Raw genomic sequence first — 22,956 nt, 5'->3', positions numbered from 1 at the left:
ATGGCCCAGGCGGTCACTTTTAATTTCAACGGCGGCGACGTCAGCAATTGCACCCGGTCGGGCGCACAATATACCTGCGGTAACCTCCAGTTTGTGGGTAGTAGCGACGCTATCGTGATCGCCAGCGGCTACGGCGTCACGGTCAACAGCGACGTGACCATGGGCTATAACCAGGGACTGAGCATGAGCGGCACGGCGGCCCTGACCGTCAACAGGAATCTCGACTTGAGCAACGTCAATACGTCCAACCTGAAGATCTCGGGTGGCAGCCTGACGGCCAAGGGCGGCAGTTTCAAACTGGGCTCGCAGAACGGCCAGGCCATCGTGGCCGATATTTCGGCCGCCTCCGTGATCCTCGGTGGTTCTGCCGTCAAAGTCACGGGAAACATTACGGCCACGGGCATGATCGATATTTCAGCCAGCTCGACTTTGGTTGGCGCTATCGATGGCGGCAAGGTCGTCACCAACGCGAATGTGGCTATCAGCGGCAGCGTGACGGCTAGCGGCGAGATCAATATCGCGTCAAATTCTTCCATTGCCGGTCCCCTCAAGGGCAACACCATCATCACCAACTCCAAGGTCACGATCACGGGTGACGTGACGGCTGCCATGTCGTTCAGCCTGGGCTCGGGCAGCACCTTGAAAGGCCAGACCAAGGCGCCCGTGGTCAGCATCGAGGCCGCACAAAGTCAAGTGCAAGGCGACATCAACGCCAGCACCTCGTTGACCGTCGGTACCGGTAGCCAAGTCACGGGCAACCTGGTCTCGCCGACCATCGACCTGCAGGCGTCCGGTGTGCTCGTCACGGGCGATGTGGCAGCGTCGAATACGCTGACCATTGCTTCTGGCAATGGCATCAAAGGTAATGTGGATGGCGGCGACGTGACCTTGAAATCGGCGAATGCGTATATCACTGGCAATGCCAAGGTCGATCACATTACCCTGGGCTCGCGCGGCCGGGTGCATCAGACGATCACCTGCAAGGCCTATACCCCGGCCAACCCCTGCAGCTGCGTGACGAATAACAGCGGCTATGCCTTCAACGAGCCGCTGGGTCCGAAGTGCGTCCCCGGCACCCCGACCGGACCCCACCATTTCCAGATCGACCATCCAGGCACTGCCCTGACGTGCGCGCCGCAAACGGTGACGGTGACGGCTTGCGCGGATGCCGCCTGCGGCAGCACGTACGCGGGTGGCGCCACTGTCACGTTGAGTCCGGGGGGCGACGCGACGCAGATAAGCAGCAGTGGCATGGTCACGGCCACCGTGCGCCAGTACGCCGTCGGCAGTGCCACGCTGAGCCTGACGAGCGTGCCCGGCGCTACGGACGCGCTGGTGTGCAAACGCAGCTCGGACAAGAGCGCCAGTTGCGTTATGGATTTCGCGGAAACAGGCTTGATTGTCACCCCCGTCAACCATGTCTCGGCCACGCAGCCGTCGTTTGGCATCAGCGCCGTGCAGGCCAGCCCCAATCAGCAAGCCTGCGTGCCCCTGTTTGCCAATAAAAACAAGGACTTGTCGCTCGCTTGCAGCTACAGCAATCCCGCCACTGGCAGCTTGCCCGTCTTCATCAAAGGCACTGGCGGCTTCATCGCCCTGGCGGCGGATAACAGCAGTGCTTGCAGTATCTTGGGGAAGACGGTCAACCTGGCGTTCGATAACCAGGGCGTCGCCAAGGCCACCATGTCCTACGCGGATGTGGGGAAGGTGAATTTGAAGGCCACTTATACGGGGTCGGCCACTTCCGGCGACGCCGGCTTGAGCATGACGGGCAACGGCGATGTCATTGTCGTGCCGGCCGCGTTCAGCATCCCTATCATTGCCAGCCCTCAGCGCGCGGGTGCGCCAGTGACTGTCAGCATGAGCGCGCTCAATAACGAGGGTGCCGTGACGCCGAACTTTGGCAATGAAAAATTGCCAGAGACGGTGCTGCCTACGCTGGCCAGCCTGGTCAGGCCGACGAAGGACGAGATTGCCGAGCCAAACAAGCCAGCCATGCAGGGTGGCGTGGTCTTCAAGAATGGCAGCGTTGCCAGCAGCGACATGAACTGGCCAGAGGTGGGAACGATCACCATCGCCTTCAAATTGGCCAATCGCGACGGCTACCTGGATGCCAATACTCCGGTGCTGGACTTGCCCAAGCCCTCACGCGTGAGCGGGGAGGTGCAGTTCATCCCGCACCACTTCATCACGGAGTTGATCAAGGACAAGGAAGCTGACCAGCCCAAGGCTAGCAACGGGATCGCCGTGCCGTGCGCGCCGCCGCTTACCTGCGCCAACGATGGGGCGACAGGCCGCTACGCATACTCGGGGCAGGCCATAGGCGTGCGCGTGACGGCGCGCGCCCAGGGGGTGGCGACGACCCAAAATTATGACGACCGCGTCCCGAGCGTCCTGGCGCCCGTGTTGCTCGAAGGCCTGGATGCGGCCAAGGGCACGATTTCCTTTCCGCCGAGCACTTCCGATGGCCGCAGCCGGCTCACCGATGGCAGCAGGGCGCAAACCACCGTCACCGGCGTGGCGCCCGTGATATTTATACTGGGCGTTGCCTCGCCCATGGTCGCCTACCGTTTTCCGGGCAAGGCGGGCGTGCCGGTAAAGGTGGCGCCCACCGACGTGCGGCTGCGCGCCAGCAGCACGTATCCCGGCGGCGCCGTCGTCAGTTCAACTTCCGCATTGATACAGAACGAGGCAAGGCTGACCGTGCTGTCGGGGCAATGGCAAGTAGCCCACGGCTATGGCTCCGAGTTGCTGCCCGTCCGGCTGGCCGTGCAAGTGCAGTACTGGAATGGGACGAAATGGACGACGAATTTGCTTGACAGCATCAGTGCGTTCAACAAGTCGGAAGTGGTGCTGGCCAATTGCAAGAAAACGCTGGACTGCAGCAAACTGGCAGCTGATGATCGGACCTATACCGTCGTGCAAGGCGCACTACCTCAGGCCAATCGCCTGACTTTGCTGGCGCCCGGCGCCGGCAAGGCCGGCAGCGTGGACGTATCCGTGGGCAACCATCCCTACCTGGGCAGCACGGTCGGTACCGTCGTCTTTGGCATCCTCAAGTCCGGCCCCGTGATTTACCTGCGCGAGCTGTATTGAGCCTGGGCAAAGGGGGCGGACGCAGGCAGAGCGAAAAACCAGTAACATGCCTGGCTGTGGCATTCCCCCAACCTCAGACTGGAGTTTCTATGAGCACAACTTCGCAGTGGATCGATATCGCCGGCCCGGACGGCAGCTTTCAGGCTTACCTGGCCGTGCCGCACGTAGGCAAGGGCCCCGCCATCCTCTTGTTGCAGGAAATTTTCGGCGTCAACGAGCACATCCGCGCCGTGGCCGACCAGTATGCGGCCGATGGCTACGTGGTGCTGGTGCCTGACCTGTTCTGGCGCGCGGGCGCGCACATTGAACTGGGCTATGACGCTGACGGCTGGACGCGCGCCGTGGAGCTGATGCAAGCCACCGATAACGCCCACGCCGACAGCGATATCGCCGCCACCGTCGCCGTCTTGCGCGCGCGCCCGGAAGTGACGGGCAAGCTGGCCTCGGTCGGCTACTGCTTCGGTGGCCGTCTGTCGTTTCAAACGGCTGCGGCCGGTCTGGTCGACGCCGCCATCGCCTATTACGGCGGCGGCATCCAGAACAAGCTGGACCTGGCCGACCAAATCACGGTGCCGCTGCTCATGCATTTCGGCGGCCAGGACAGCCATATCCCGCCGGACGCCGTGCAAAAGATCGCCGAGCGCTTCGAAGACCGGCAAGACGTGGAAATCCATATCTACCCGGGCGCCGAACACGGTTTCAATTGCACCCACCGCGACAGCTACCAGCAGCGCGCCGCAGCCCACGCGCATGGCAATTCTTTAATTTTCCTGGCAGAAAATCTGTAAAACCTCATCGCCAGGCTGACCAGCCGCGATTGTCCAGGCCGATATGCGCCCAGCAGCAAAGCCGCATGGGCGCTAAAATAGCGGCTGTGCCGGGCAACTCCGGCCGGCCGGGCGCCGCGCCCGGCAAACCTGGATGAGGAACCGAATTAAAGATGGCCCAAGTAATTGTTTCTGTAACATTGGCGGCAAGCGCCGAACGCGTGTGGGATTTTATCGGCGGCTTCCAGTCGCTGGCTGAATGGTCGAGCGCCATCAAGACCAGCCTGTCCGAGCATGGCGGTCGCGTGCGCCGCCTGAAAACCACGGACGGCGCCGTCATCGCCGAACGCCTGCAAAGCTACAGCGAAGCGGACAAGAGCTACAGCTACACCATCGTCTCTGGCCCGATCCCCGTCAAGAACTACCGTTCCACCCTGCGCGTCACGGGCGAACCGGGCGTCGCTTCCTGCGTGGCAGAATGGTCGAGCGAGTTCGACGCGGCCGAAGGCGTGGAAGAGGTCATGATCGGCGCGTTTCAGCATTTGTACGAAACCGCGTTTGTGGATCTGAAACGCATCATGGCGATTTAAATGAAAACACCGCCGGCCAAGGCCGGTGTTTTTCATGGCGCTTAGCGTTTTACCTTGCCAAACGCTTCGCCCTTGTTCCAAGTAGGCAAGTGCTTGTCGTTCGCCACTGCATAGCCGAGGTTCAGGGTGAACTGCGCCTGCTGCACCATGCCCGACAGATCCCACGACGGCTTGTATTCGTCGGTGACTTGATGGTAATCCTTCTTGAAGGCCACCAGGCGCTCGCTGGACGCTGTCGGCTCCTTGACGAAGTCGAACGCGCCGTCGCCGGAGAATACTGCCGAGCCCACGTTGAAGGCGGGCACGCCGGCCTTGGCGAAGGCAAAATGGTCAGCCCGGTAAAAGGCGCCGGATAGGTCGGGAATGGTGGGCGCCAGGCGCAGGCCCATGCGCTTGGCCACCTTGGCGGCGCTCGCGTACAGGCTGCTGCGCTCGGCGCCGGCCACGCCGATGTCGTGCGTCTTGCCGACAAAGTTCATGCTGTCGAGGTTCAGGTCGGCAGCGGTTTTCGCCAGCGGCCACAGGGGAGCGCGCGTGTAGGCCGTGCTGCCCAGCATGCCCGTTTCCTCGCCGGCCGGCCACAGGAAGATCTGCGTGCGGCGCGCCGGTTTTTTCACGGCAACCTGCGCCATGGCCAGCAGTGCTGCCGCACCCGAGGCGTTGTCGATGGCGCCGTTGTAGATAGGGTCGCTCTGGCCCTGTTTGACACCTTGGCTGCTGCCTTCGTCATCCTTGCCCAGGTGGTCCCAGTGGGCCGAGTAAATGACAGCCTCGTCCTTCAGTTTCGGGTCCGTGCCCGGCACGATGCCGGCCACATTGAATTGCTCGATGCTGCGGATCTGGCTATCCAGTGCCACCTTGACCGTGGCGTTGAGGGCGACGGGGCGGAAATCGCGCGTTTCAGCCTGCGCGCGCAAGGCGTCCAGGTCCTGTCCTGCTTGCTGGAACAGGGCGCGCGCCATGTCTTCCTGCAGCCAGCCTTCCATGGCGTTGCCCGCGCCAGCCAGGCTGAAGCGCTCGTGGCCGAAGCCGTTGGCGGGCACCGACCACGGATACGACGCCGATGCTGTCGTGTGGATCAGCAAGACGCCGGCGGCGCCCTGGCGCAGCGCTTCCTCGTACTTGTAGACCCAGCGGCCGTAATAGGTGAGGGACTTGCCGGCAAAACGGCTCGGCTCGGCAGCTGTCGGCTGCGGGTCGTTGACCATCATGATGAGCAATTTCCCTTTTAAATCAATACCCTTGAAATCGTCCCAATTTTCCTCGGGGGCGCGGATGCCGTAGCCGGCAAACACGACGGGCGCGTCAAACGCCACTGTCTGCTGGCCATTGGAAGCGCCGAAGACGATGTCCTTGCCGAAGGCGGGAGCGAGCGTCTTGCCGCCCGCGCTGAACGTGACCTTGCTCGATGGCAAGGCCTTGCTGCCGACGATGGTCAGCGCCTGGCGGTACGTGCCATCTTTTAAAGGCTGCAAGCCGGCCACGGCCGCCTGCGTTTCCAGGTAGCGCACGGCCAGGTCGCCGCCGCGCTGGCCCGTGCCACGTCCTTCCAGCAAATCGTCGGCCAGGAAGGACAGATGGGCGCGCAGGGGCGCTTCGGCAACGAGCGGTTGGGCGAGGGCGGCCGTGCTGAACAGGCTGGCGGCGAGGACGATGGGAAAACGCATGACAACTCCAAAAGTGAATACGGGAAAGCAAAGCAGCGGCAATCTTACTCTACCGCAATGCTCCAGCGTAGCGCGCGGCGTGCGCGCGCCATTGCGGCCACAATGGCCGCTGGCCCACCGACAAGGAGCGTCCCATGACTGCCACCGACTTGCAATCGAGCAATACCCTGCGTACCGCCGACGGCACCCTGATCTACTACAAGGACTGGGGCAGCGGCCCGCCCGTCGTCTTCAGCCACGGCTGGCCGCTGTCGTCCGACGCCTGGGAAGACCAGATGTTTTATCTGGCCTCGCACGGCTACCGCGTCATCGCGCACGACCGTCGCGGCCATGGCCGCTCCAGCCAGCCTTTCGACGGCAACGACATGGATACCTATGCCGATGACCTGGCCGCGTTGATCGAGGCGCTGGACTTGACGGGCGCCACCCTGGTGGGCCACTCGACGGGCGGCGGCGAGGTGGCGCGCTACATCGGCCGCCATGGCACGCAGCGCCTGGCCGGCGCCGTGCTGGTGGGCGCCGTGCCGCCGCTGATGCTGCAAACGGCCGACAATCCGCTGGGCTTGCCGCTGTCCGCCTTTGACGCCATCCGCGCCGGCGTGCAGGCCGACCGCAGCCAATTCTTCCGCGACTTGAGCGAGGCGTTCTATGGCTACAACCGGCCCGGCGCCAAGCCGTCGCAGGGCGTGCGCGACAGTTTCTGGCGACAAGGCATGCAGGCGGGCATGCCGGCAGCCTATTTGTGCATCAAGCAATTTTCCGAAACGGACTTCACCAGCGACCTGGGCAAATTCGACGTGCCGACCCTGGTGATCCATGGCGACGATGATCAGATCGTGCCGATCGCCGCCTCGGCGCGGCGCACGGCTGAGCTCATCATCGGCAGCAAGCTGCTCGTGTATGCGGGCGCGCCGCACGGCTTGGCGACGACGCACAAAGACCGTCTGAACGAGGACTTGCTGGAGTTCTTGCGTACCTGAGGGGGGCGGGCGCCGCAGTGCTTCCGCGCCCGCCGTTGCCGTTGCCGCGCAGAACAGGCGCAGGCGGCACATTGTTGTGTATCGTTTAATGTTGGCAAAATCACGCGCCAATTGCGTGCGGATCACCGATTTTTCTGCCTTTTTTCGGTAGATATGGCGCAAAAAACGGCGTTCTGCGGCATGCAGCCACCCGGTAAGGTCCAGTAAAGAGTAAACTAGCAGATACACTCTTTCGCATTGGGCGATTCGAGCGAACTTGTGAGTGATTTCATGTCTGATACACCAATTTCCTTATTTTCCGACCTTAACCTGAGCGAGCCGCTGATTCGCGCGCTCAAGGATGTCGGTTACGAAACACCGTCGCCTATCCAGGCGGCCACGATTCCATTATTGCTCGCTAACCGCGACGTGCTGGGCCAGGCGCAAACAGGCACGGGTAAGACCGCCGCCTTCGCCTTGCCTATCCTGTCGCGCATTGATCTGAAACAAAGCTCACCCCAAGCCCTGGTCCTGGCACCGACACGCGAACTGGCCATCCAGGTCGCCGAAGCGTTCCAGGTGTACGCCGCCCACATTCCCGGCTTCCACGTGTTGCCGATCTACGGCGGCCAAAGCTACGGCCCGCAGTTGTCGGCCCTGCGCCGCGGCGTGCATGTCATCGTCGGCACCCCTGGCCGCGTCATCGATCACCTGGACAAGGGTTCGCTCGACCTGTCCAAGCTGAAGACGCTGGTGCTGGACGAAGCCGATGAAATGCTGCGTATGGGCTTTATCGACGATGTCGAACGCATCTTGAAGGAAACGCCGGATGGCCATCAAACGGCCCTGTTCTCGGCCACCATGCCTTCCGTCATCAAGCGCATTGCCACGACCTACCTGGTCAATCCGGCCGAAGTGACGGTCGCCGCCAAGACGGGCACGGCTGACAACATTCGCCAGCGCTACTGGCTGGTGTCGGGCATGCACAAGCTGGACGCATTGACCCGCATCCTGGAAGCGGAAGTGTTTGATGGCATGATCATCTTTGCCCGCACCAAGCTGGGCACGGAAGAGCTGGCCGGCAAGCTGCAAGCACGCGGCTTCTCGGCTGCCGCCATCAATGGCGACATCCAGCAAGCCCAGCGCGAGCGCACGATCCAGCAATTGAAAGACGGCAAGATCGACATCCTCGTGGCAACCGACGTGGCCGCCCGCGGCCTGGATGTCGAGCGCATCAGCCACGTCGTCAACTACGACGTGCCGCACGATCCGGAAAGCTATACCCACCGCATTGGCCGCACGGGCCGTGCCGGCCGCAGCGGCGAAGCGATTCTGTTCATCACCCCGCGTGAAAAGAACTTGTTGAAAGCCATCGAACGTTCGACCCGCCAGCCGATCGGCATGCTGGAACTGCCGACGATTCAGGCCGTCAACGACGTGCGTATCGCCAAGTTCAAGGAACAGATCAGCGACACCCTGGCCCTGGGCGAACTGGAACAGTTCCAGTCGCTGATCGAGGATTTCGAACGCGAGAAAAACATTCCCGCCATCGAGATCGCCGCCGCATTGGCGAAGATGGCGCGTGGCAATGTGCCTCTGTTGCTGGACAAGAATAAGGCGCGCGAGCAAGCCACGTGGCAAGACGACCGTCCTGTGCGCCAAGACCGCTTCGAACGCAACGACCGTCCGGAACGGGGCGACCGCTTCGAGCGTAACGAGCGCAGCGAGCGTGGCGAACGTCCGGCCTTCCCGAAAAAGGAACGCATCCAGCGCCCAGCCGACGCCGGCATGCAAACCTTCCGCATTGAGGTAGGTCATCAGCATGGCGTGAAACCGGGCAATATCGTGGGTGCCATCGCCAACGAAGCGGGCATCGATTCGAAAAACATCGGCCGCATCGAAATCTATGACGATTACAGCGTCCTGGACTTGCCGGACAGCATGCCGAAAGAATTGCTGGACCAGCTGAAAACCGTGTGGGTGGCGGGCCAGCAGCTGCGCATCAGCCGCGATGGCGATGCACCGGACCTGGCGCCGCCAGCCGCGCCACGCAAGCCGTTTGCCGCCAAGTCCGCGCCAGCGTTCAAGGATGCGCCGGCCGACGCGGGCGACGCAGCACTTGCACCAGCACCAGCGCCGCGCGCGCCGAAGAAGGAACGTCCACGTCCAGGCGTGACGGCCTACCGCATCGAAGTGGGCCGTGAGCACGCTGTGACGCCAAGCAACATCGTCGGCGCCATCGCCAACGAAGCGAACCTGGAAGCCAAGCATATCGGCCGCATCGATATCTTTGACAACTACAGCGTGCTGGACTTGCCGGAAGGCATGCCGCCAGAAATCCTCGACCACCTGAAATCGGTCGTGGTCTCGGGCCAGAAACTGCGCATCAGCCTGGATGATGGCACGACGGAGCGCAAGCCTGCGGCACCGCGTCCGAAGTCGCCGCCGCGTAAGTCATTTAAGTAAGCCATCCCCACAGGCGCTCCGGCGCCTGTGTCGCGGATTGGAGACATATCCCCCACTGGCGCGTTCGCGCCAGTTTTTATTCCCCCCGTCAAGAAATGAACCTTATTGCTCCGTTACTAACGCGGATGGCTGCGCCATGTATTTTTCCTATTGGCCTGGTGTTGCCATCTTTTAATCGGCGTAGGCGGCTTGTTTATCGCACCGGATAACAATAAATAATATTTAATTAATTATCCGTCCTGCCTGCTATTGAAATTTTTAATTTCAATAAAGTCAATAAAGTCAATCAAGTTGAATTAAAGTAAATTCTAAAATATAAAAAAATTGACTTTTATTAAATTGTTTGACGAGTGTCACTGTCGCCGTGGCGATATCTCGCTGGTGCTTGATGTGGTATATTGTTTTTATGTTTTTGTTATGCTAGTTGAAAAAATAGAGGAGCGACGATGCGGGTCAATACGCCTATCACGCAAAATGAATACGTATTAAATGAAGGCATGACGATTGTTTCCACCACGGATTTACAGGGGAACATTAATTACGCCAATCAGTATTTCATTGAAGTCAGCGGTTTTTCAGAAATGGAACTGCTGGGTGCGCCACAGAATATTCTGCGTCATCCCGATATGCCGGCCGAAGCGTTTGCCGACCTGTGGGATACCATCAAGACGGGCATGCCATGGACCGGCATGGTCAAGAACCGCTGCAAGAATGGCGATTTTTATTGGGTCTTTGCGAATATCACGCCCGTCATCGAGAACGGCCGCCCGATCGGCTACATGTCCGTGCGTACCAAGCCCACGCGCGAGCAGATCAACGAAGCAGCAGCCCTGTATAAAAGTTTTAAAGATGGCAACGCCGCCAGGCTGGCATTCCGCAATGGCCGCGTCGTGCGCCAGGGCTGGGCCGCCAAGCTGGCCGAATGGCGCAAGCTGAGCCTGTCGCAAGACCTGGCCCTGCATTGCATCGTCTTTGGCGTGGTGCTGGCCATCCTCGGCTGCGCCGTATGGAATATCGATGGCGATACGAGCACGGCCACGCGCAGCTGGCTCAGCGGCACTGCCGCCGTGGCCGTCGCACTGATGCTGTATTTCTGGGCCCATCTGCACAATTCGCTGGTCGCGCCCCTGGGCGACGCCATCACGGTGGCGCGCAAGATGGCCGGTGGCGACTTGACGGGCGTCATCGACAAGGTGCGTGATGATGATATGGGGCAATTAATGGCGGCCTTGCGCCAGACCAACATCAACCTGCACAGCATCATCGGCGACGTGCGCGCCAACTTTGAGGATATCCGCGTCACGACGGCGGAAATTGCGACTGGCAATATGGACTTGTCCAGCCGCACGGAATCGCAGGCTTCCAGCCTGGAGCAGACGGCGGCCAGCATGGAAGAACTGACGTCCACGGTGCAGAACAGCGCCGACCACGTGGCCACGGCCAACGACCTGGCGGCGCAGGCATCCACCGTCGCCGCCAAGGGCGGTACCATCGTCAGCGAAGTGGTCACCACGATGAATGAAATCAGTACGTCGTCGCGCAAGATTCTCGACATCATCGGCCTGATTGACGGCATTGCCTTCCAGACCAACATTCTTGCCTTGAACGCGGCCGTGGAAGCGGCGCGTGCGGGCGAGCATGGCCGCGGCTTCGCCGTCGTGGCCGGTGAAGTGCGCAGCCTGGCGCAGCGCTCGGCGACGGCGGCCAAGGAAGTCAAGAATTTGATCGACCATTCGATCGCCACCGTGAATGCGGGCAGCGTGCTGACCAGCAATGCCGGCGCCACCATGACGGAAGTGATCGCCTCGGTGGCCCGCGTGACGGAAGTGATGGACGAGATTTCCTCCACCACGCGCGAGCAAAACCAGGGCATCGGGCAAGTCAACCAGGCCGTCATCCAGATGGATGGCATCACGCAGCAGAATGCGGCGCTGGTGGAGCAGGCCGCTGCGGCTGCCACCAGCCTGGCGCAGCGCACCGACAGCGTAGCCCAGTCGATCGGCATTTTCAAACTGAAGGCGTCGCCCAAGCGCAAGGCTGCCGGCGTAGGCCGCAACCCCAGCGTGGGCGCGGGCATGGCCACACGGGCCTTGCTGAAGGCGCGCTAAGACAATCACCCCGCCAGTGTAGCGCTGGCGGGGTTCATTTCCGTATCTGGTAGACTTCCCCGCTGCGTACCTTGCGTACCACCCCATCCCCGCCAAACATGATCACATACTCACCCTGCGCGCCCCCAGCGACCGGGTAGGTGTACATCCACACTTCATTGCCGCTGTCGAAGCGGATGGACGTGCTGTCTCCCAGCGCCGCGCGCACCTGCTCGCGGGTGCTGCTGCCCGGCTGCGCCGTCTGTTCCAGGGTGGCGTAAGGCACATTCTTGCTTGCCTGCAAGGCGCGCGTGCCGGAGCAGGCGGCGAGCAGCATCAGCGCGAAGACACTCAGCCACTTCATGGGGCCACCTCGTCCATGTAAGTAAATTCCAGCAAGGTATCGTCGGGCCAGCTGGCGTCCCACAGGGGCGCGTAATACGTGCGGTCGAGCAAGACCTGGCAATCGCAATAGGGCAGCGAGGCGGGAGTTTGCTCGCCGCCCGCATACAGCATGGTGAATGGCAGCGTGACCCTGCGCTCGCCATGCACAAGGGTCACGCCGAACAGGGGGCGGTCCGTGAAAAACAGATAATTGCCGTCCGGCTCGGAACACACCTTGTCGGTGCTGTAGAGCATGCTGGATAGCCAGGCGATGATTTGCGGGTCGTTCGAGATCAGCCCGGAATCCATGCCGGCGCGGCATTCCAGGCGCAAGTCGCCCAGGCGCCGCGTGCCGGGCGGCAAGCCGGGCGTGATGACTTGCGCGCGCCAGCTCATGGTGGTGGCCTTGCGGTTGGCGATCAGCACGGCGTCTTCGCGCGCGGCTTGCGCATGGCGCACGGGGGCAAAGCTGTTGTCTTCCGCCAAGGGCAAGGGGATGCTGACCGTATCGCCGGCGATGCGCAGCTGCACGCCCGTCATGTCCACGCCGGGCTGGCGCGGCAGCAAGCGAAAGCGCAACACCGCCTGCGGCGCCAGCGCATGGTCGCGCTCGAAGCGGTCCACGCCCTGCAGCATCTTGCGGTAGGATTTATCCACAGGGTCGCGCGTGGCATCGACTTTCACTTGCGGCACGGGCGCGGTTTGCGCCAGCGCAATAGCGCTGTACGGTGGGGCAGCGAGCAAGCCGGCGAGCAGCAGGGATAGAGGGATACGCATGCCTGGATGCTACGCCTTTTTAGGCTGCAGCCACGCACGGATGGGGTTATCAGTACTCGCTATACTTGCGCGCGTCGCCGCGCACCTGCTGCGCCGGGTATTTTTGCGCGTTCAGTTCCATCTTTTCCAGCACGGCCGCATGCAGGTCGACGCCGCTCTTGTCGGCCAGGCGCACCAGATACATCAGCACGTCGGCCAGCTCGTGGCGGATGCCCGTGCGCTTGGCGTCGTCCAGCTCGGCGTCCGCGCCCGTGGGCAGCCACTGGTAGTGCTCGGCCAGTTCCGCCACTTCCACGGACAGGGCCATGGCCAGGTTTTTCGGCGTGTGGAACTGGTCCCAGTCGCGTTCGTCGGCAAAGGAGCGCAGGCGCGCGCGGATGTCCGTCAGGCTGTCGGCGGGCGCGCTCATGCCGCCACCTGCAGCGGTTTTTCCATGAAGACACTGAACGGATCGTCGGGATAGTCGCCGTAGGGGCCGCGCTGTTGATAGCCGTGGCGCGCATACAGGGCGATGGCTGCGGGCTGGTGGATGCCCGTCTCTAACGTCAGCAAGCGGCAGCCGCGCGCCAGCGCCTGCTCTTCCAGCAGAGCCAGCAGGCGCTTGGCCAGGCCCAGGCCGCGGCTTTCCGGGTGCACATACATGCGTTTGACCTCGCCAAAATCGGGTGTGACGACGATGGCGCCGCAGGCGCGCGCCGTGCCCGCTGTATCGCGGGCGACGGCAAACAGCAGGCTGTCCGGCGGCACGGACGCCAGGTCCAGCGAATACACGCATTCGGCCGGATACAGGGTTTGTTGATAGGCATCAAGCTCGGCAATCAGGGTTTGCACGTCGGCTTGCTGCGGCGATTCCAGGCGGATAGTCATGGGGAGATCGAATGAATAGGATGTCCCCCATGGTATCACTGCGGCCGCGCCAGGCGCATCGTCAGGCCGATGGGCGACATCACGAAACCCATCAGTTCCTGCGCCTCGCCGCCATCGGGCGTATCGACGCCGGCGATGTCGAAGCTGCCCAGCAGCATGGCCAAGGCGATCTTGATTTCCAGCAAGGCCAGATAGCGGCCGGGGCAGGTGCGTACACCGGCGCCAAACGGCATGGCGGCGCGCTTGTTGTTGGCCTCGCTGCTGTCCTCCAACCAGCGCTCGGGCTGGAAGGCTTGCGCATCGGGAAAGTGCGCATCGGAGACGCTGTCATGGCGCATCACGCACCACAGCAAACTGCCTGCGGGGACGGCCACGTCCCCCACCACCGTGTCGCGCAGCGCTTCGAGCGGGATGTAGGGCGCCACCGGTTTCAAACGCATGGCTTCGCTGGCGCAGGCGCCAAGGTAGTCGAGGCTGTCCATTTGCGCCAGGGTGAAGTGCGCCACGTCGGGTGCCATGCGCCGCACTTCCTCGCGCGCCTTCGCCAGGGCGTGCGGATGGCGTTGCAGCAGGTAAATCATCCAGGACAGCGTGTTGGCCGTTGTGTCTTCGCCGGCCAGCAGCATGGTCATTACATTGCCGGCCACGGCGCGGTCGTCCACGCCGCTGTCGGCTTCGTCGGCGGCGGCGATCATGGCTTCGAGCAGGTTGGGCGGGCGTACGCGCCGCGCGGGATCGCGCTCCAGGCGGGTACGCGCTTGCCGCACCAGGTCGGCCACGGCCACGTCCAGCGCGGCCACGTCGCGGTCCAGGCGCCGATCGACGGGCAGTTTGAAGTAGCGCCAGTACGGCAGCATCGACAGGCTGCGCCGCGCCACGGCGGGCAGGATCGCGTCCAGGTGGCGCTGGATCACGTCTTCGCCCGATTCGAGCGTATTGACTGCCGTGCCGAAGGCCAGGCCGGCGATGATGTCGACCGTGTAGCGTTTCAGGTCGCCATCGAGGCCGATTGCCTGGCCTTGCGTGGCGGCAAGATGCCAGCGTCGCTGCAGACGCTGCGCCACCGTCACCAGCGCGGGGAAATACGCCTTGATGGCGCCCGGCGCCATGCCGGCCATCACCATGCGGCGCTGGTTGCGCCATTGCGTGCCCTCGGCCAGGAACAGGCCGGGGTTGCCGCCCATTTCCTCGGACACGATATAGCTCGACAGCGGACGCCGGAAGCCGTCCGGGCGGTCGCGCAGCACGGCTGCCACGGCTTCGCTGTCGGCCACCACCAGCACCAGGGTGCGGCCGAACCAGGCGCGCACGTAGGGGCCATAGTGGCGCACCCAGCCTTCCACGTCGCGGTGGATACGCGGCAGTTTCACTTGCAGCGCGTTGCCGATGATGGGCAGGGCGAAAGGCCCCGGCAACTGGCGGATCTGGCGCAGGGTCGGGGTGGCGGCGGGCGCGATGGCGTGGTCGAGTGGGGGCATGGCGTACTCCTGGTGGATGGCGACAATGGCATCACTGTAGCGCGCTTGCGTGCCCGCGTCTTGAACGAATACGACATCGCGCGGCGCCGGAAATTGCCGGTACAATCGTCGCCATGCCTGCCGCCCCTACACCCCTGACCCGCTTGATCGCGCCACGCGCCGCGCTCGCTTCCTGTGTGCGCGCCTTCCTCGTGCGCGACACCACGCGCTGCGCGCCGTTGCCGCCAGCGCAGCGCCTGAACCGCTTTCCCGCCACGCCCATGTGCTGTCTGCTGTGGACCGTCGCGGGCGAGGTTGAGGCGGCGGCGCCCGGCCTGTCGCTGCCGGACGTGCGCATGCCGCCCGCTCTGTTCAGCGGTCCGCGCGGCTATCCGCTGGTCAGCTACAACCCCGGCCCCGTGCACTCATTCATGGTGATGCTGTATCCGGCCGCCCTGCATGCGTTGACGGGCATTGACATGGCAGTCCTGTTCGACCAGGTGCGCCCGCTAGCCCCCCTGTTTGACGCCGACTGGCTGGCGCTGTCCGATGCCGTGCTGGCCGCACCCGACGACGCGGCGCGCATCGCGCTGGTGGAAGCGTTCCTGGCGCCACGCTGGGCGGTGGCGCGCAAAAGCGGCGACCATCCGGCCGGCGCCATACAGGACTGGGTGCGCCGCCTGGGCGTGCAAGCGGCATCGACGGGCCTGGCCAGTGGCGCGCGCAATATCGAGCGCCGCATCAAGGCTTGGGCCGGCCAGCCCATGCGCACCTTGCGCCGCATGCGCCGCGCGGAACAGTCGTTTCTCGACGCGCGCGAGGCCATGCTGCAAGGCAATGCCTCATGGAGCGATATCGCCGCCGAGGGCGGTTACGCCGACCAGGCCCACCTGTGCCGCGAGGTGCGCGCCATCACGGGCTTGAGCCCCACCGAACTGGCGCGTGCCAGTCGCGATGATGAAAGTTACTGGGTTTATCGAGTGTGGAGTTAAACGGGTTTTTTACTCGGTATAGACGACGCCTTTCGTCAACGTGACTTCATGGTGGCCCGCGCCGGGGGCCATCATGGGGAAGCAGTTTTCTGCGCCATGCACGCGCACGTCGAGAAAATACGGGCCGCTTGATTCCAGGCAGGCTGCCAGCGCTGCGTCGAGTTCCTCGCGCCGGCTCACCGTGTGCGCCTGCCAGCCAAACGCCCGCGCCAGGGCGACGAAATCGGGCAGCGCTTCCATGTAGCTGTGGCTGTAGCGCCCGCCATGGATGAGTTCCTGCCACTGGCGCACCATGCCCATGGTGCCATTGTTCGACAACACCACTTTCACAGGCAGACGGTGTTGCGTGGCGGTCGCCAATTCCTGGATATTCATCAAAATCGAGGCATCGCCGCTGACGCACACCACGCACTTTTCAGGATGGGCGACCTGCGCGCCGATGGCGGCCGGCAAGCCATAGCCCATGGTGCCGGCGCCGCCCGAAGTCAGCCAGCGGCGCGGCTGCTCGACGCGCAAGTGCTGCGCCGCCCACATCTGGTGCTGGCCCACGTCGGTGGACACGATGGCGTCCATTCCGTCGAGCGCTGCCTGCAGCCGGCGCATCAGCGCCTGCGGCGCGATCACCTCCGGCGTGTCGTCGAACGCCAGGCTGTCTTGCGCGCGCCAGCCATCGATGCGCCGCCACCACGGCTGGCGGTCCGCCAGCAATCGCCCGCGCAGCTGCGCCAGCAAGGTAGTTAGCAATGCGGCCAGCACGGGCGCGCAGTCGCCGCGCAGGGCCACGTCGGCGCGCACCACCTTGCCGATGGAGGCCGGGTCGATATCGATGTGGATGATTTTCGCGCCGGGGCAGAAGGCGCCCAGCCGCCCCGTGACCCGGTCGTCGAAGCGGGCGCCGACGCAGACGATCAGGTCGGCATGGTGCATGGCCAGGTTCGCCTCCAGCGTGCCGTGCATGCCCAGCATGCCCAGGAAGGCCGGGTGCGAGGCGGGAAAGGCGCCCAGGCCCAGCAGGGTCAAGGTGCAGGGTGCGGCCGCCAGCTTGACCAGCTGCCCGAACGCGGCGCAGGCATCCGGGCCGGAATTGATGAGGCCTCCACCACCATAGAACACGGGCTGGCGCGCGCTGGCGATCAGGCTGGCGGCCCGTTCGAGGTCGCCACTGCCGGGCAGGGGGGCGCTGGCCGGCATACTGGGGGCAAGCGTCGCCGTTGCCTTGACCGGCGCCAGCTGCAAGTCTTTGGGAAAGTCGATCAGCACGGGGCCGGGCCGGCCCTGCGTGGCCTGCGCGTAGGCCTCGTGCACGACGGCCGCCGTTTCCTCTGCCGTGCGGATTTGCCGGTTCCACTTGGTGACGGGGCGCGAGATGCCCAGCGCGTCGCATTCCTGGAAGGCGTTGGTGCCGATGCTGCTGGTGGCCACCTGGCCGCTGATGCAGATGAGGGGAATCGAATCGCACAGGGCGTCGAGCAAGCCCGTGGTGGTGTTGCTCATGCCGGGGCCGGAGGTGACGAAGACCACGCCGGGCCGGCCCGTGCTGCGCGCATAGCCTTCGGCCGCGTGCACGGCTGCCTGTTCGTGGCGCACCAGCACGTGGCGCAAACGGGGCTGGGCGTGCAGCGCGTCGTACAGGGGCAGCACGGCGCCGCCCGGGTAGCCGAAGACGGTGTCGACGCCCAGGGCCAGCAGGGTGTCGATCAGGGTGCTGGCGCCGTTGCGCGGCGCAAGATCGTGGGCGGGAGCGAGGAGGGGAGCGGGATCGGGTTTCATGGGATCTATTTTCTGCTTGCCTTGGCAGAAAAGGCTGCTGGTTTTCTCGGATAGAATGCGATATTCAGTAAAATTTGCTGTGAAATAAGGATGTGACAGAATGAATGTGGGAAATAAGCTCGACAAATTCGACCTCGCCATCCTGACGGCACTGCAACAGGATGCCCGTATCAGCCTGCACGAGCTGAGCGCGAAGGTGGGCCTGACCTCGTCGCCATGCTGGGCGCGCATCAAGCGTATGGAAGACGATGGCGTCATCGAGGGCTACACGGTGAACGTCAACGCGGCCAAGGTGGGGCTGGCCGACACCGTCATCGTGCAAGTGACCTTGGACGACCATTCCGACCAGGCCCTGTTCGAATTCGGCCACGCGCTGGCCATGATCCCGGAAGTGCTGGAAGCGTTTCTCGTCTCGGGCGACTATGATTACTACCTGCGCATTGCCGTCAGCGACACGCGCGATTACGAGCGCCTGCTGCGCGAGCGCCTGTATAAAATTCCCGGCATCCGCCACAGCAAATCGAGCTTTGTCTTGCGCCAGCTCAAACAAAGTTACTTGCCGCTGCAGCGCTGACTTTTTTACCCCTTCCCTGCACGGCGGGAGTTTTTCCCTAGTTCATCCCTGGTGGCTGTTCGATACTGGACGCAATAAAAACCACTATAAAAACGGGGATACGCATGAAACTGACTTTATTCGCCGCCACCGCCACCGCCATGGCGCTGTGCCAGGCGCAGGCCGCCGACCTTGCCGGCGACGCCAACCCGGCCTCCAGCCTGGCCACCTCGGGCGACTTGCCCACCGTCATCATCACGGGCAGCATGCCGCTGCCCAGCGTGGAGCAGCCGCGCGATACGCTGGCCGCGCCCGTGCAAACGGCCAGCGCGCAGCAGATTACCCGCAGCGGCGCGCTCGATATTTCCGCCTTCTTGCGCCGCAACCTGGGCAGCGTCTACGTGAATGAAGTGCAGAACAACCCGTTCCAGCCCGACGTCAGCTATCGCGGCTATACGGCTTCGCCCCTGCTGGGCACGCCGCAAGGGCTGTCCGTGTATCTGGACGGCATGCGTTTGAACCAGCCGTTTGGCGATGTCGTCAGCTGGGACTTGGTCCCGCGCATGGCGATAGCCTCGCTGACCCTGATGCCCGGCTCGAATCCCCTGTTTGGCCTCAACACCCTGGGCGGCGCGCTGGCCCTGCAAACCAAGGATGGCCGCAGCAGCCCCGGCACCGCCATCGAGGCGCGCCTGGGTTCGCACCAGCGACGCGCCGTCGAATTCGAGCATGGCGGCAGCAATGCGCAGGGCTGGCACTGGTATGTGACGGGCAACCGCTTCAAGGAAGACGGCTGGCGCGACAATTCGCCGTCCGACGTGCGCCAGGTGTTTGGCAAGCTGGGCTGGAGCGATGCGCGCACGGACCTTGCCGTCACCGTCGCCCATGCGGACAATGCGCTGACGGGCAACGGCTTGCAGGAGCAGCGCTTGCTGGCGCGCGACTACCGCAGCGTGTACACCAAGCCCGACTTGACGCAGAACAAGTCGACCCTGCTGAACCTGACGGGCAAGCACCAAGCCAGCGAGGCCTTGCTGTTGTCCGGCAATGTGTACTACCGCAAGATCGACACGCACACGTTTAACGGCGACCTGAACGACGAGTCGCTCGACCAGTCTGTCTACCAGCCCGGCGCGGCCGAGCGGGCGGCGCTGGCGGCGGCCGGCTACATGGGCTTCCCCGCCAGCGGAGCGAATGCAAGCAATACGCCGTTTCCGCAGTGGCGCTGCATCGGCAATGTCTTGTTGAACGATGAGCCGGCCGAAAAATGCAACGGCATGATCAATCGCAGCCATACGCAACAGGAAAACTATGGACTCTCTGGCCAGTTCACTGCGCTGGCCGACCTGGCGGGAGCGCGCCATGCCGTCACGGCCGGCGCCGCCTTCGATGCCAGTTACGCCACCTTCCGCCAGACCAGCCAGTTCGGCTACCTGAACCCGGACCGCAGCATTACGCCCGTCGCATTCTTTGCCGACGGCACGGAAATCGATGACGATGGCACGCCAGTGGACAACCGGGTCGACTTGAGCGGGCGCATGCGCACCTGGAGCGTGTATGCGAGCGACAGCATTGCGTTCAATCAAAATTTGACCTTGACCGTCTCGGGCCGCTACAACCGCAGCACGGTGCGCAACCGCGACGCCATCACGCCCGGCGGCGGCAGCGGTTCGCTGGACGGCGACCATCGTTTCAGCCGCTTCAATCCCGCCATCGGCCTGGCGTATGCGCCAGCGGCCGGCATCGGCGCCTACCTGGGCTACAACGAAGGCAGCCGCACGCCGACGGCCATCGAACTCGGTTGCGCCGACCCGGAAAACCCATGCCGCCTGCCCAACGCCATGGCCGGCGACCCGCCATTAAAACAGGTGGTGACGAAGACGTGGGAAACGGGCGTGCGCGGCAAGTGGGGCGAGCTGGCCCGCTGGAGCGCGGGCGTGTTCCACGCGGAAAACCACGACGATATCCTGTTCGTGGCCGACAACCAAGCCGGCTTTGGCTATTTCAAGAATTTCGGCAAGACGCGCCACCAGGGCGTCGAACTGGCGGTGGATGGCAAGGCGGGCGCGCTGGATTTCGGCGTCAACTACACGTGGCTGCAGGCGACCTATCAAAGCCGCGAAGTGGTCAACGGCAGCGCCAACAGCAGCAGCGACGCGGACGCGCCCGGCCTGGAAGGCAATATCGTCATCACGCCGGGAAACCGGATTCCCCTGACACCCAGCCATATTTTCAAGGCGCACTTGGATGTCCAGGGAGGACGCGACTGGACGGTGGGCCTGGCCATGACAGCCGTCTCCAGTGCCTATGCGCGCGGCAATGAAAACAAGCAGCACCAGGCGGGAGGACCATCGTATCTGGGTTCGGGCAAGAGCGGCGGCTATGCCGTGGTCGAACTGAATGGCAAGTATCAGCTGACGCCACGCCTGAGCGTATTTGCCCAGGTGAACAACCTGTTCGACCGGAAATACGCGACGGCGGCCCAGCTGGGGGCCACGGGTTTCGATGCCAACGGCAACTTTGCCGCCAGGCCGCTGCCGGCCGTGAACGGCGACTATCCGATGGTCAATGCGACGTTTTATGCGGCCGGCGCGCCGCGCAGCGTGAATGTGGGCTTGCGCTACGCTTTTTAAGGGTGGATATGCTCAATGACGCCATTGCGCAGCGCAAGATGGACGAGGGCGGCGGGGCCGGGCACGTCCAGCTTTTCCTTGATGCACGTCTGGTGGTTGGCCACTGTCTTGCTGCTGACGTGTAGCAGGCGGGCGCAGTCGGCGGCGCTGCGGCCTTCGGCCAGCAGGCGGAAGATTTCGAATTCGCGCTGGCTCAGGCTGCTCAAACGCTGCGCTTCCATGCGGGCCGTGCCCTGCAGCACGCCGGGCGCGCTGTGCGGATCGAGGTAGCGCCGGCCCGCGTGGGCGGCGCGCACGGCGTCGATCAGGTGTTCCGGGTCGGCTTGCTTGCTGACGTAGCCGCAGGCGCCGCCGTCGAGGGCACGCGCGATCAGTTGCGGCGTGTCGTGCATGCTGAACACCAGCACGCGTGCAGCGGCGTCGCGGGCGAGCAGCTTGCGCAGCAATTCCAGGCCGCCGATGCCGGGCATGGACAAATCCGTCACGCAGACGTCGGGCGCGTGCTCCAGGTACAAGCCATACGCCGTTTCGCCATTGCCTGCCTCGGCTACGACGGCGATCTCGCCGCCCTGTTCCAGCAAGCGCCGGTAGCCCGTGCGAACCACCGGGTGGTCATCCACCAGCATCACGCGGATCGGGCGCATGTTCATGCGGCGCTGGCCGTCAATGGCATGGCCACTTCGATGCGCAAGCCCTTGCCCAGTGCGCTGATCCAGCGGATATGGCCGCGCAAGCCAGCCACTCTTTCACGCATGCCCAGCATGCCGAAACCGGCATCCTGCTGCCTGTCCTGGCGCAAACCCTGGCCATTGTCTTCGATGGCCAGGTGCAGCGAGCCGTGCGCATCGGCGCGCAATTCCACCGTGGCATGGTCGGCGCCGGCGTGGCGTGCCACATTCGTCAAGCCCTCCTGCACCAGGCGGTAGATGGCGGTGGCGGTGCTATCGTCGAAGTCGGCGGGGATGGCCTGCTGGGCGAAACGGCAGGCGATGCCGTGCTGCTGCGCCCAGCTGTCGCACAGCGCCTGCAGAGCCGCTTCCAGGCCCAGGCTGTCGAGCACGGGCGGGCGCAGCCGGCGCAGCATGCTGCGCACCATCGCCTGCAGCGCTTCCGCAGAGCGGGCGATGCTGGCGGCGCACGCTTGCACGTTCGCCTGGTCGCCATCGCGCGCGCGCAGGATGTAGCTGGCGGCGGCGCGGATGGCGGTGCAGTCTTGTCCCACTTCGTCGTGCAGCTCGCGCGCCAGCGCGCAGCGTTCCTCTTCCTGCGCGCGCAGCAGGCGCTGCGTGAGGGCGCGGTTTTGCGCCAGCAGCAGCGCCACCTGGCGTCCGCGTCGCACGGCAAAGCCGGCCAGCGCCAGCACCAGCAGCAGCAGGCTCAGGACCAGTTCATCGAGTTGCCAGTGCTCCTGGCGCCAGAGGGCATGCGTCAGCCGTTCGGCCAGGTTTAGCCTGGCGGCCAGCAGGAAAAAAGCCAGCGCCAGCGCGCAGCACAGCAGGAAGAACCCGCGCGGCCGGGCGCGCGCGCTTGCCTGGGCGCCAAGTTGATGGTGTTGCATGATGCTGCTCCCTAAGCACGGTCGATGTCCTTATCGTGCAAGCTTCATGCCATCGGCGCAGGGGGCGCAAGGGGGGCGTCTGGCGGAGCGCCGGCAGACCAGGCAGTGTTCCAGGATGGAACAGGTGTACCGCGATGTGACGCTGCGGCAAGCACGGATTTCGAGCTTATCTGAAGTCGCGTCGGCACGCTGGCGCGCACGCCTGGGCCGCCATGAACTGTTGTTCAAATGTAACGTTGAGATTCCTCAAGCTTTCATAGATAAAACAAAACAAAGTTTCGCAGAGTTAGACAAAAAATAAATAAATGATATTAAAAATATGATATTTATTTT

At 63.7% G+C, this 22,956-nt stretch carries 19 protein-coding genes; 10 read left to right on the top strand and 9 right to left on the bottom strand.

Going from position 1 to position 22,956, the window contains the following annotated elements:
• Positions 1 to 93: 93 nt before the first annotated feature.
• The 3 genes from ACP7DE_RS17025 (at position 94) to ACP7DE_RS17015 (ending at position 4,453) form a co-directional block, all read left to right on the top strand.
• The gene (locus tag ACP7DE_RS17025; RefSeq protein ID WP_426073216.1) at positions 94 to 3,096 is read left to right on the top strand and encodes a DUF6701 domain-containing protein; all 3,003 of its coding nucleotides are present in this window, start codon (positions 94 to 96) and stop codon (positions 3,094 to 3,096) included.
• Positions 3,097 to 3,185: 89 nt separating this feature from the next.
• Positions 3,186 to 3,884, top strand: a complete 699-nt coding sequence (locus ACP7DE_RS17020) for a dienelactone hydrolase family protein (protein WP_426073215.1) — start codon at positions 3,186 to 3,188, stop codon at positions 3,882 to 3,884.
• 152 nt (positions 3,885 to 4,036) lie between these two features.
• Complete coding sequence (locus tag ACP7DE_RS17015) at positions 4,037 to 4,453, top strand: SRPBCC family protein (protein WP_426073214.1); 417 nt, start codon at positions 4,037 to 4,039, stop codon at positions 4,451 to 4,453.
• A 41-nt stretch (positions 4,454 to 4,494) separates the two neighbouring features.
• Here ACP7DE_RS17015 and ACP7DE_RS17010 read toward each other — a convergent pair whose 3' ends face one another.
• Positions 4,495 to 6,120: a M28 family peptidase gene (locus ACP7DE_RS17010; RefSeq protein ID WP_426073213.1), complete on the bottom strand. Its 1,626-nt coding sequence runs from the start codon at positions 6,118 to 6,120 to the stop codon at positions 4,495 to 4,497.
• Between the two features lie 134 nt (positions 6,121 to 6,254).
• Between ACP7DE_RS17010 and ACP7DE_RS17005 the strand changes: the two genes are divergently transcribed.
• From ACP7DE_RS17005 to ACP7DE_RS16995, 3 genes are all read left to right on the top strand, one after another.
• Positions 6,255 to 7,100, top strand: coding sequence for an alpha/beta fold hydrolase (locus tag ACP7DE_RS17005; RefSeq protein ID WP_426073212.1), 846 nt, complete (start codon positions 6,255 to 6,257; stop codon positions 7,098 to 7,100).
• A 270-nt stretch (positions 7,101 to 7,370) separates the two neighbouring features.
• A complete protein-coding gene (locus ACP7DE_RS17000; RefSeq protein WP_426073211.1) occupies positions 7,371 to 9,545 on the top strand; it encodes a DEAD/DEAH box helicase in 2,175 nt (724 codons plus the stop codon).
• Between the two features lie 446 nt (positions 9,546 to 9,991).
• Entirely contained in the window at positions 9,992 to 11,653 is a 1,662-nt protein-coding gene (locus ACP7DE_RS16995) for a methyl-accepting chemotaxis protein (RefSeq protein ID WP_426073210.1), read from the top strand.
• Between the two features lie 34 nt (positions 11,654 to 11,687).
• On the opposite strand, the gene bamE is transcribed toward ACP7DE_RS16995, so the two are convergent.
• The 5 genes from bamE to ACP7DE_RS16970 are packed head-to-tail and all read right to left on the bottom strand — an operon-like array spanning position 11,688 to position 15,138.
• On the bottom strand, positions 11,688 to 11,996 hold the full coding sequence (gene bamE, locus ACP7DE_RS16990) for an outer membrane protein assembly factor BamE domain-containing protein (protein WP_426073209.1): 309 nt from the start codon (positions 11,994 to 11,996) through the stop codon (positions 11,688 to 11,690).
• Positions 11,993 to 12,793 carry a hypothetical protein gene (locus ACP7DE_RS16985; RefSeq protein WP_426073208.1) on the bottom strand — a complete coding sequence of 267 codons (801 nt, stop codon included), beginning with the start codon at positions 12,791 to 12,793 and terminating at the stop codon, positions 11,993 to 11,995. Before ACP7DE_RS16985 ends, bamE begins: the two co-directional genes overlap by 4 nt.
• 49 nt (positions 12,794 to 12,842) lie before the next feature.
• Positions 12,843 to 13,202 carry a nucleotide pyrophosphohydrolase gene (locus tag ACP7DE_RS16980; protein ID WP_426073207.1) on the bottom strand — a complete coding sequence of 120 codons (360 nt, stop codon included), beginning with the start codon at positions 13,200 to 13,202 and terminating at the stop codon, positions 12,843 to 12,845.
• Positions 13,199 to 13,660, bottom strand: a complete 462-nt coding sequence (locus ACP7DE_RS16975) for a GNAT family N-acetyltransferase (RefSeq protein WP_426073206.1) — start codon at positions 13,658 to 13,660, stop codon at positions 13,199 to 13,201. Before ACP7DE_RS16975 ends, ACP7DE_RS16980 begins: the two co-directional genes overlap by 4 nt.
• Before the next feature lie 35 nt (positions 13,661 to 13,695).
• Complete coding sequence (locus tag ACP7DE_RS16970; RefSeq protein ID WP_426073205.1) at positions 13,696 to 15,138, bottom strand: cytochrome P450; 1,443 nt, start codon at positions 15,136 to 15,138, stop codon at positions 13,696 to 13,698.
• A gap of 113 nt (positions 15,139 to 15,251) precedes the next feature.
• Here ACP7DE_RS16970 and ACP7DE_RS16965 point away from each other — a divergent pair, with 113 nt between their 5' ends.
• A complete protein-coding gene (locus ACP7DE_RS16965) occupies positions 15,252 to 16,109 on the top strand; it encodes a helix-turn-helix domain-containing protein (protein WP_426073204.1) in 858 nt (285 codons plus the stop codon).
• A 9-nt stretch (positions 16,110 to 16,118) separates the two neighbouring features.
• Here the strand turns inward: ACP7DE_RS16965 and ilvB are convergent, their stop codons facing one another.
• Positions 16,119 to 17,879: a biosynthetic-type acetolactate synthase large subunit gene (gene ilvB, locus ACP7DE_RS16960; protein ID WP_426073203.1), complete on the bottom strand. Its 1,761-nt coding sequence runs from the start codon at positions 17,877 to 17,879 to the stop codon at positions 16,119 to 16,121.
• A gap of 100 nt (positions 17,880 to 17,979) precedes the next feature.
• Between ilvB and ACP7DE_RS16955 the strand changes: the two genes are divergently transcribed.
• Positions 17,980 to 18,453 (top strand): Lrp/AsnC family transcriptional regulator, encoded by a 474-nt coding sequence (locus ACP7DE_RS16955; RefSeq protein ID WP_426073201.1) that lies wholly within the window; start codon positions 17,980 to 17,982, stop codon positions 18,451 to 18,453.
• A 104-nt stretch (positions 18,454 to 18,557) separates the two neighbouring features.
• Positions 18,558 to 21,065: a TonB-dependent receptor gene (locus tag ACP7DE_RS16950; RefSeq protein WP_426073200.1), complete on the top strand. Its 2,508-nt coding sequence runs from the start codon at positions 18,558 to 18,560 to the stop codon at positions 21,063 to 21,065.
• Here ACP7DE_RS16950 and ACP7DE_RS16945 read toward each other — a convergent pair.
• Together ACP7DE_RS16945 and ACP7DE_RS16940 are read right to left on the bottom strand one after the other, a co-directional pair.
• Positions 21,062 to 21,715, bottom strand: coding sequence for a response regulator transcription factor (locus ACP7DE_RS16945; protein WP_426073199.1), 654 nt, complete (start codon positions 21,713 to 21,715; stop codon positions 21,062 to 21,064). The genes ACP7DE_RS16950 and ACP7DE_RS16945 overlap by 4 nt on opposite strands.
• Positions 21,712 to 22,623 carry a histidine kinase gene (locus ACP7DE_RS16940; protein WP_426073198.1) on the bottom strand — a complete coding sequence of 304 codons (912 nt, stop codon included), beginning with the start codon at positions 22,621 to 22,623 and terminating at the stop codon, positions 21,712 to 21,714. Before ACP7DE_RS16940 ends, ACP7DE_RS16945 begins: the two co-directional genes overlap by 4 nt.
• Between ACP7DE_RS16940 and ACP7DE_RS16935 the strand changes: the two genes are divergently transcribed.
• A complete protein-coding gene (locus ACP7DE_RS16935; protein WP_426073197.1) occupies positions 22,622 to 22,924 on the top strand; it encodes a hypothetical protein in 303 nt (100 codons plus the stop codon). The genes ACP7DE_RS16940 and ACP7DE_RS16935 overlap by 2 nt on opposite strands.
• The last annotated feature ends 32 nt before the right edge of the window (positions 22,925 to 22,956 follow it).

Origin of the sequence: Janthinobacterium sp. DSP2-3-3, assembly GCF_049897325.1 — a bacterium.
Taxonomy (GTDB): domain Bacteria; phylum Pseudomonadota; class Gammaproteobacteria; order Burkholderiales; family Burkholderiaceae_D; genus Janthinobacterium.
The sequence above is the reverse complement of the archived record's forward strand: the minus strand, read 5'-3'. Positions and strand labels throughout refer to the sequence as shown.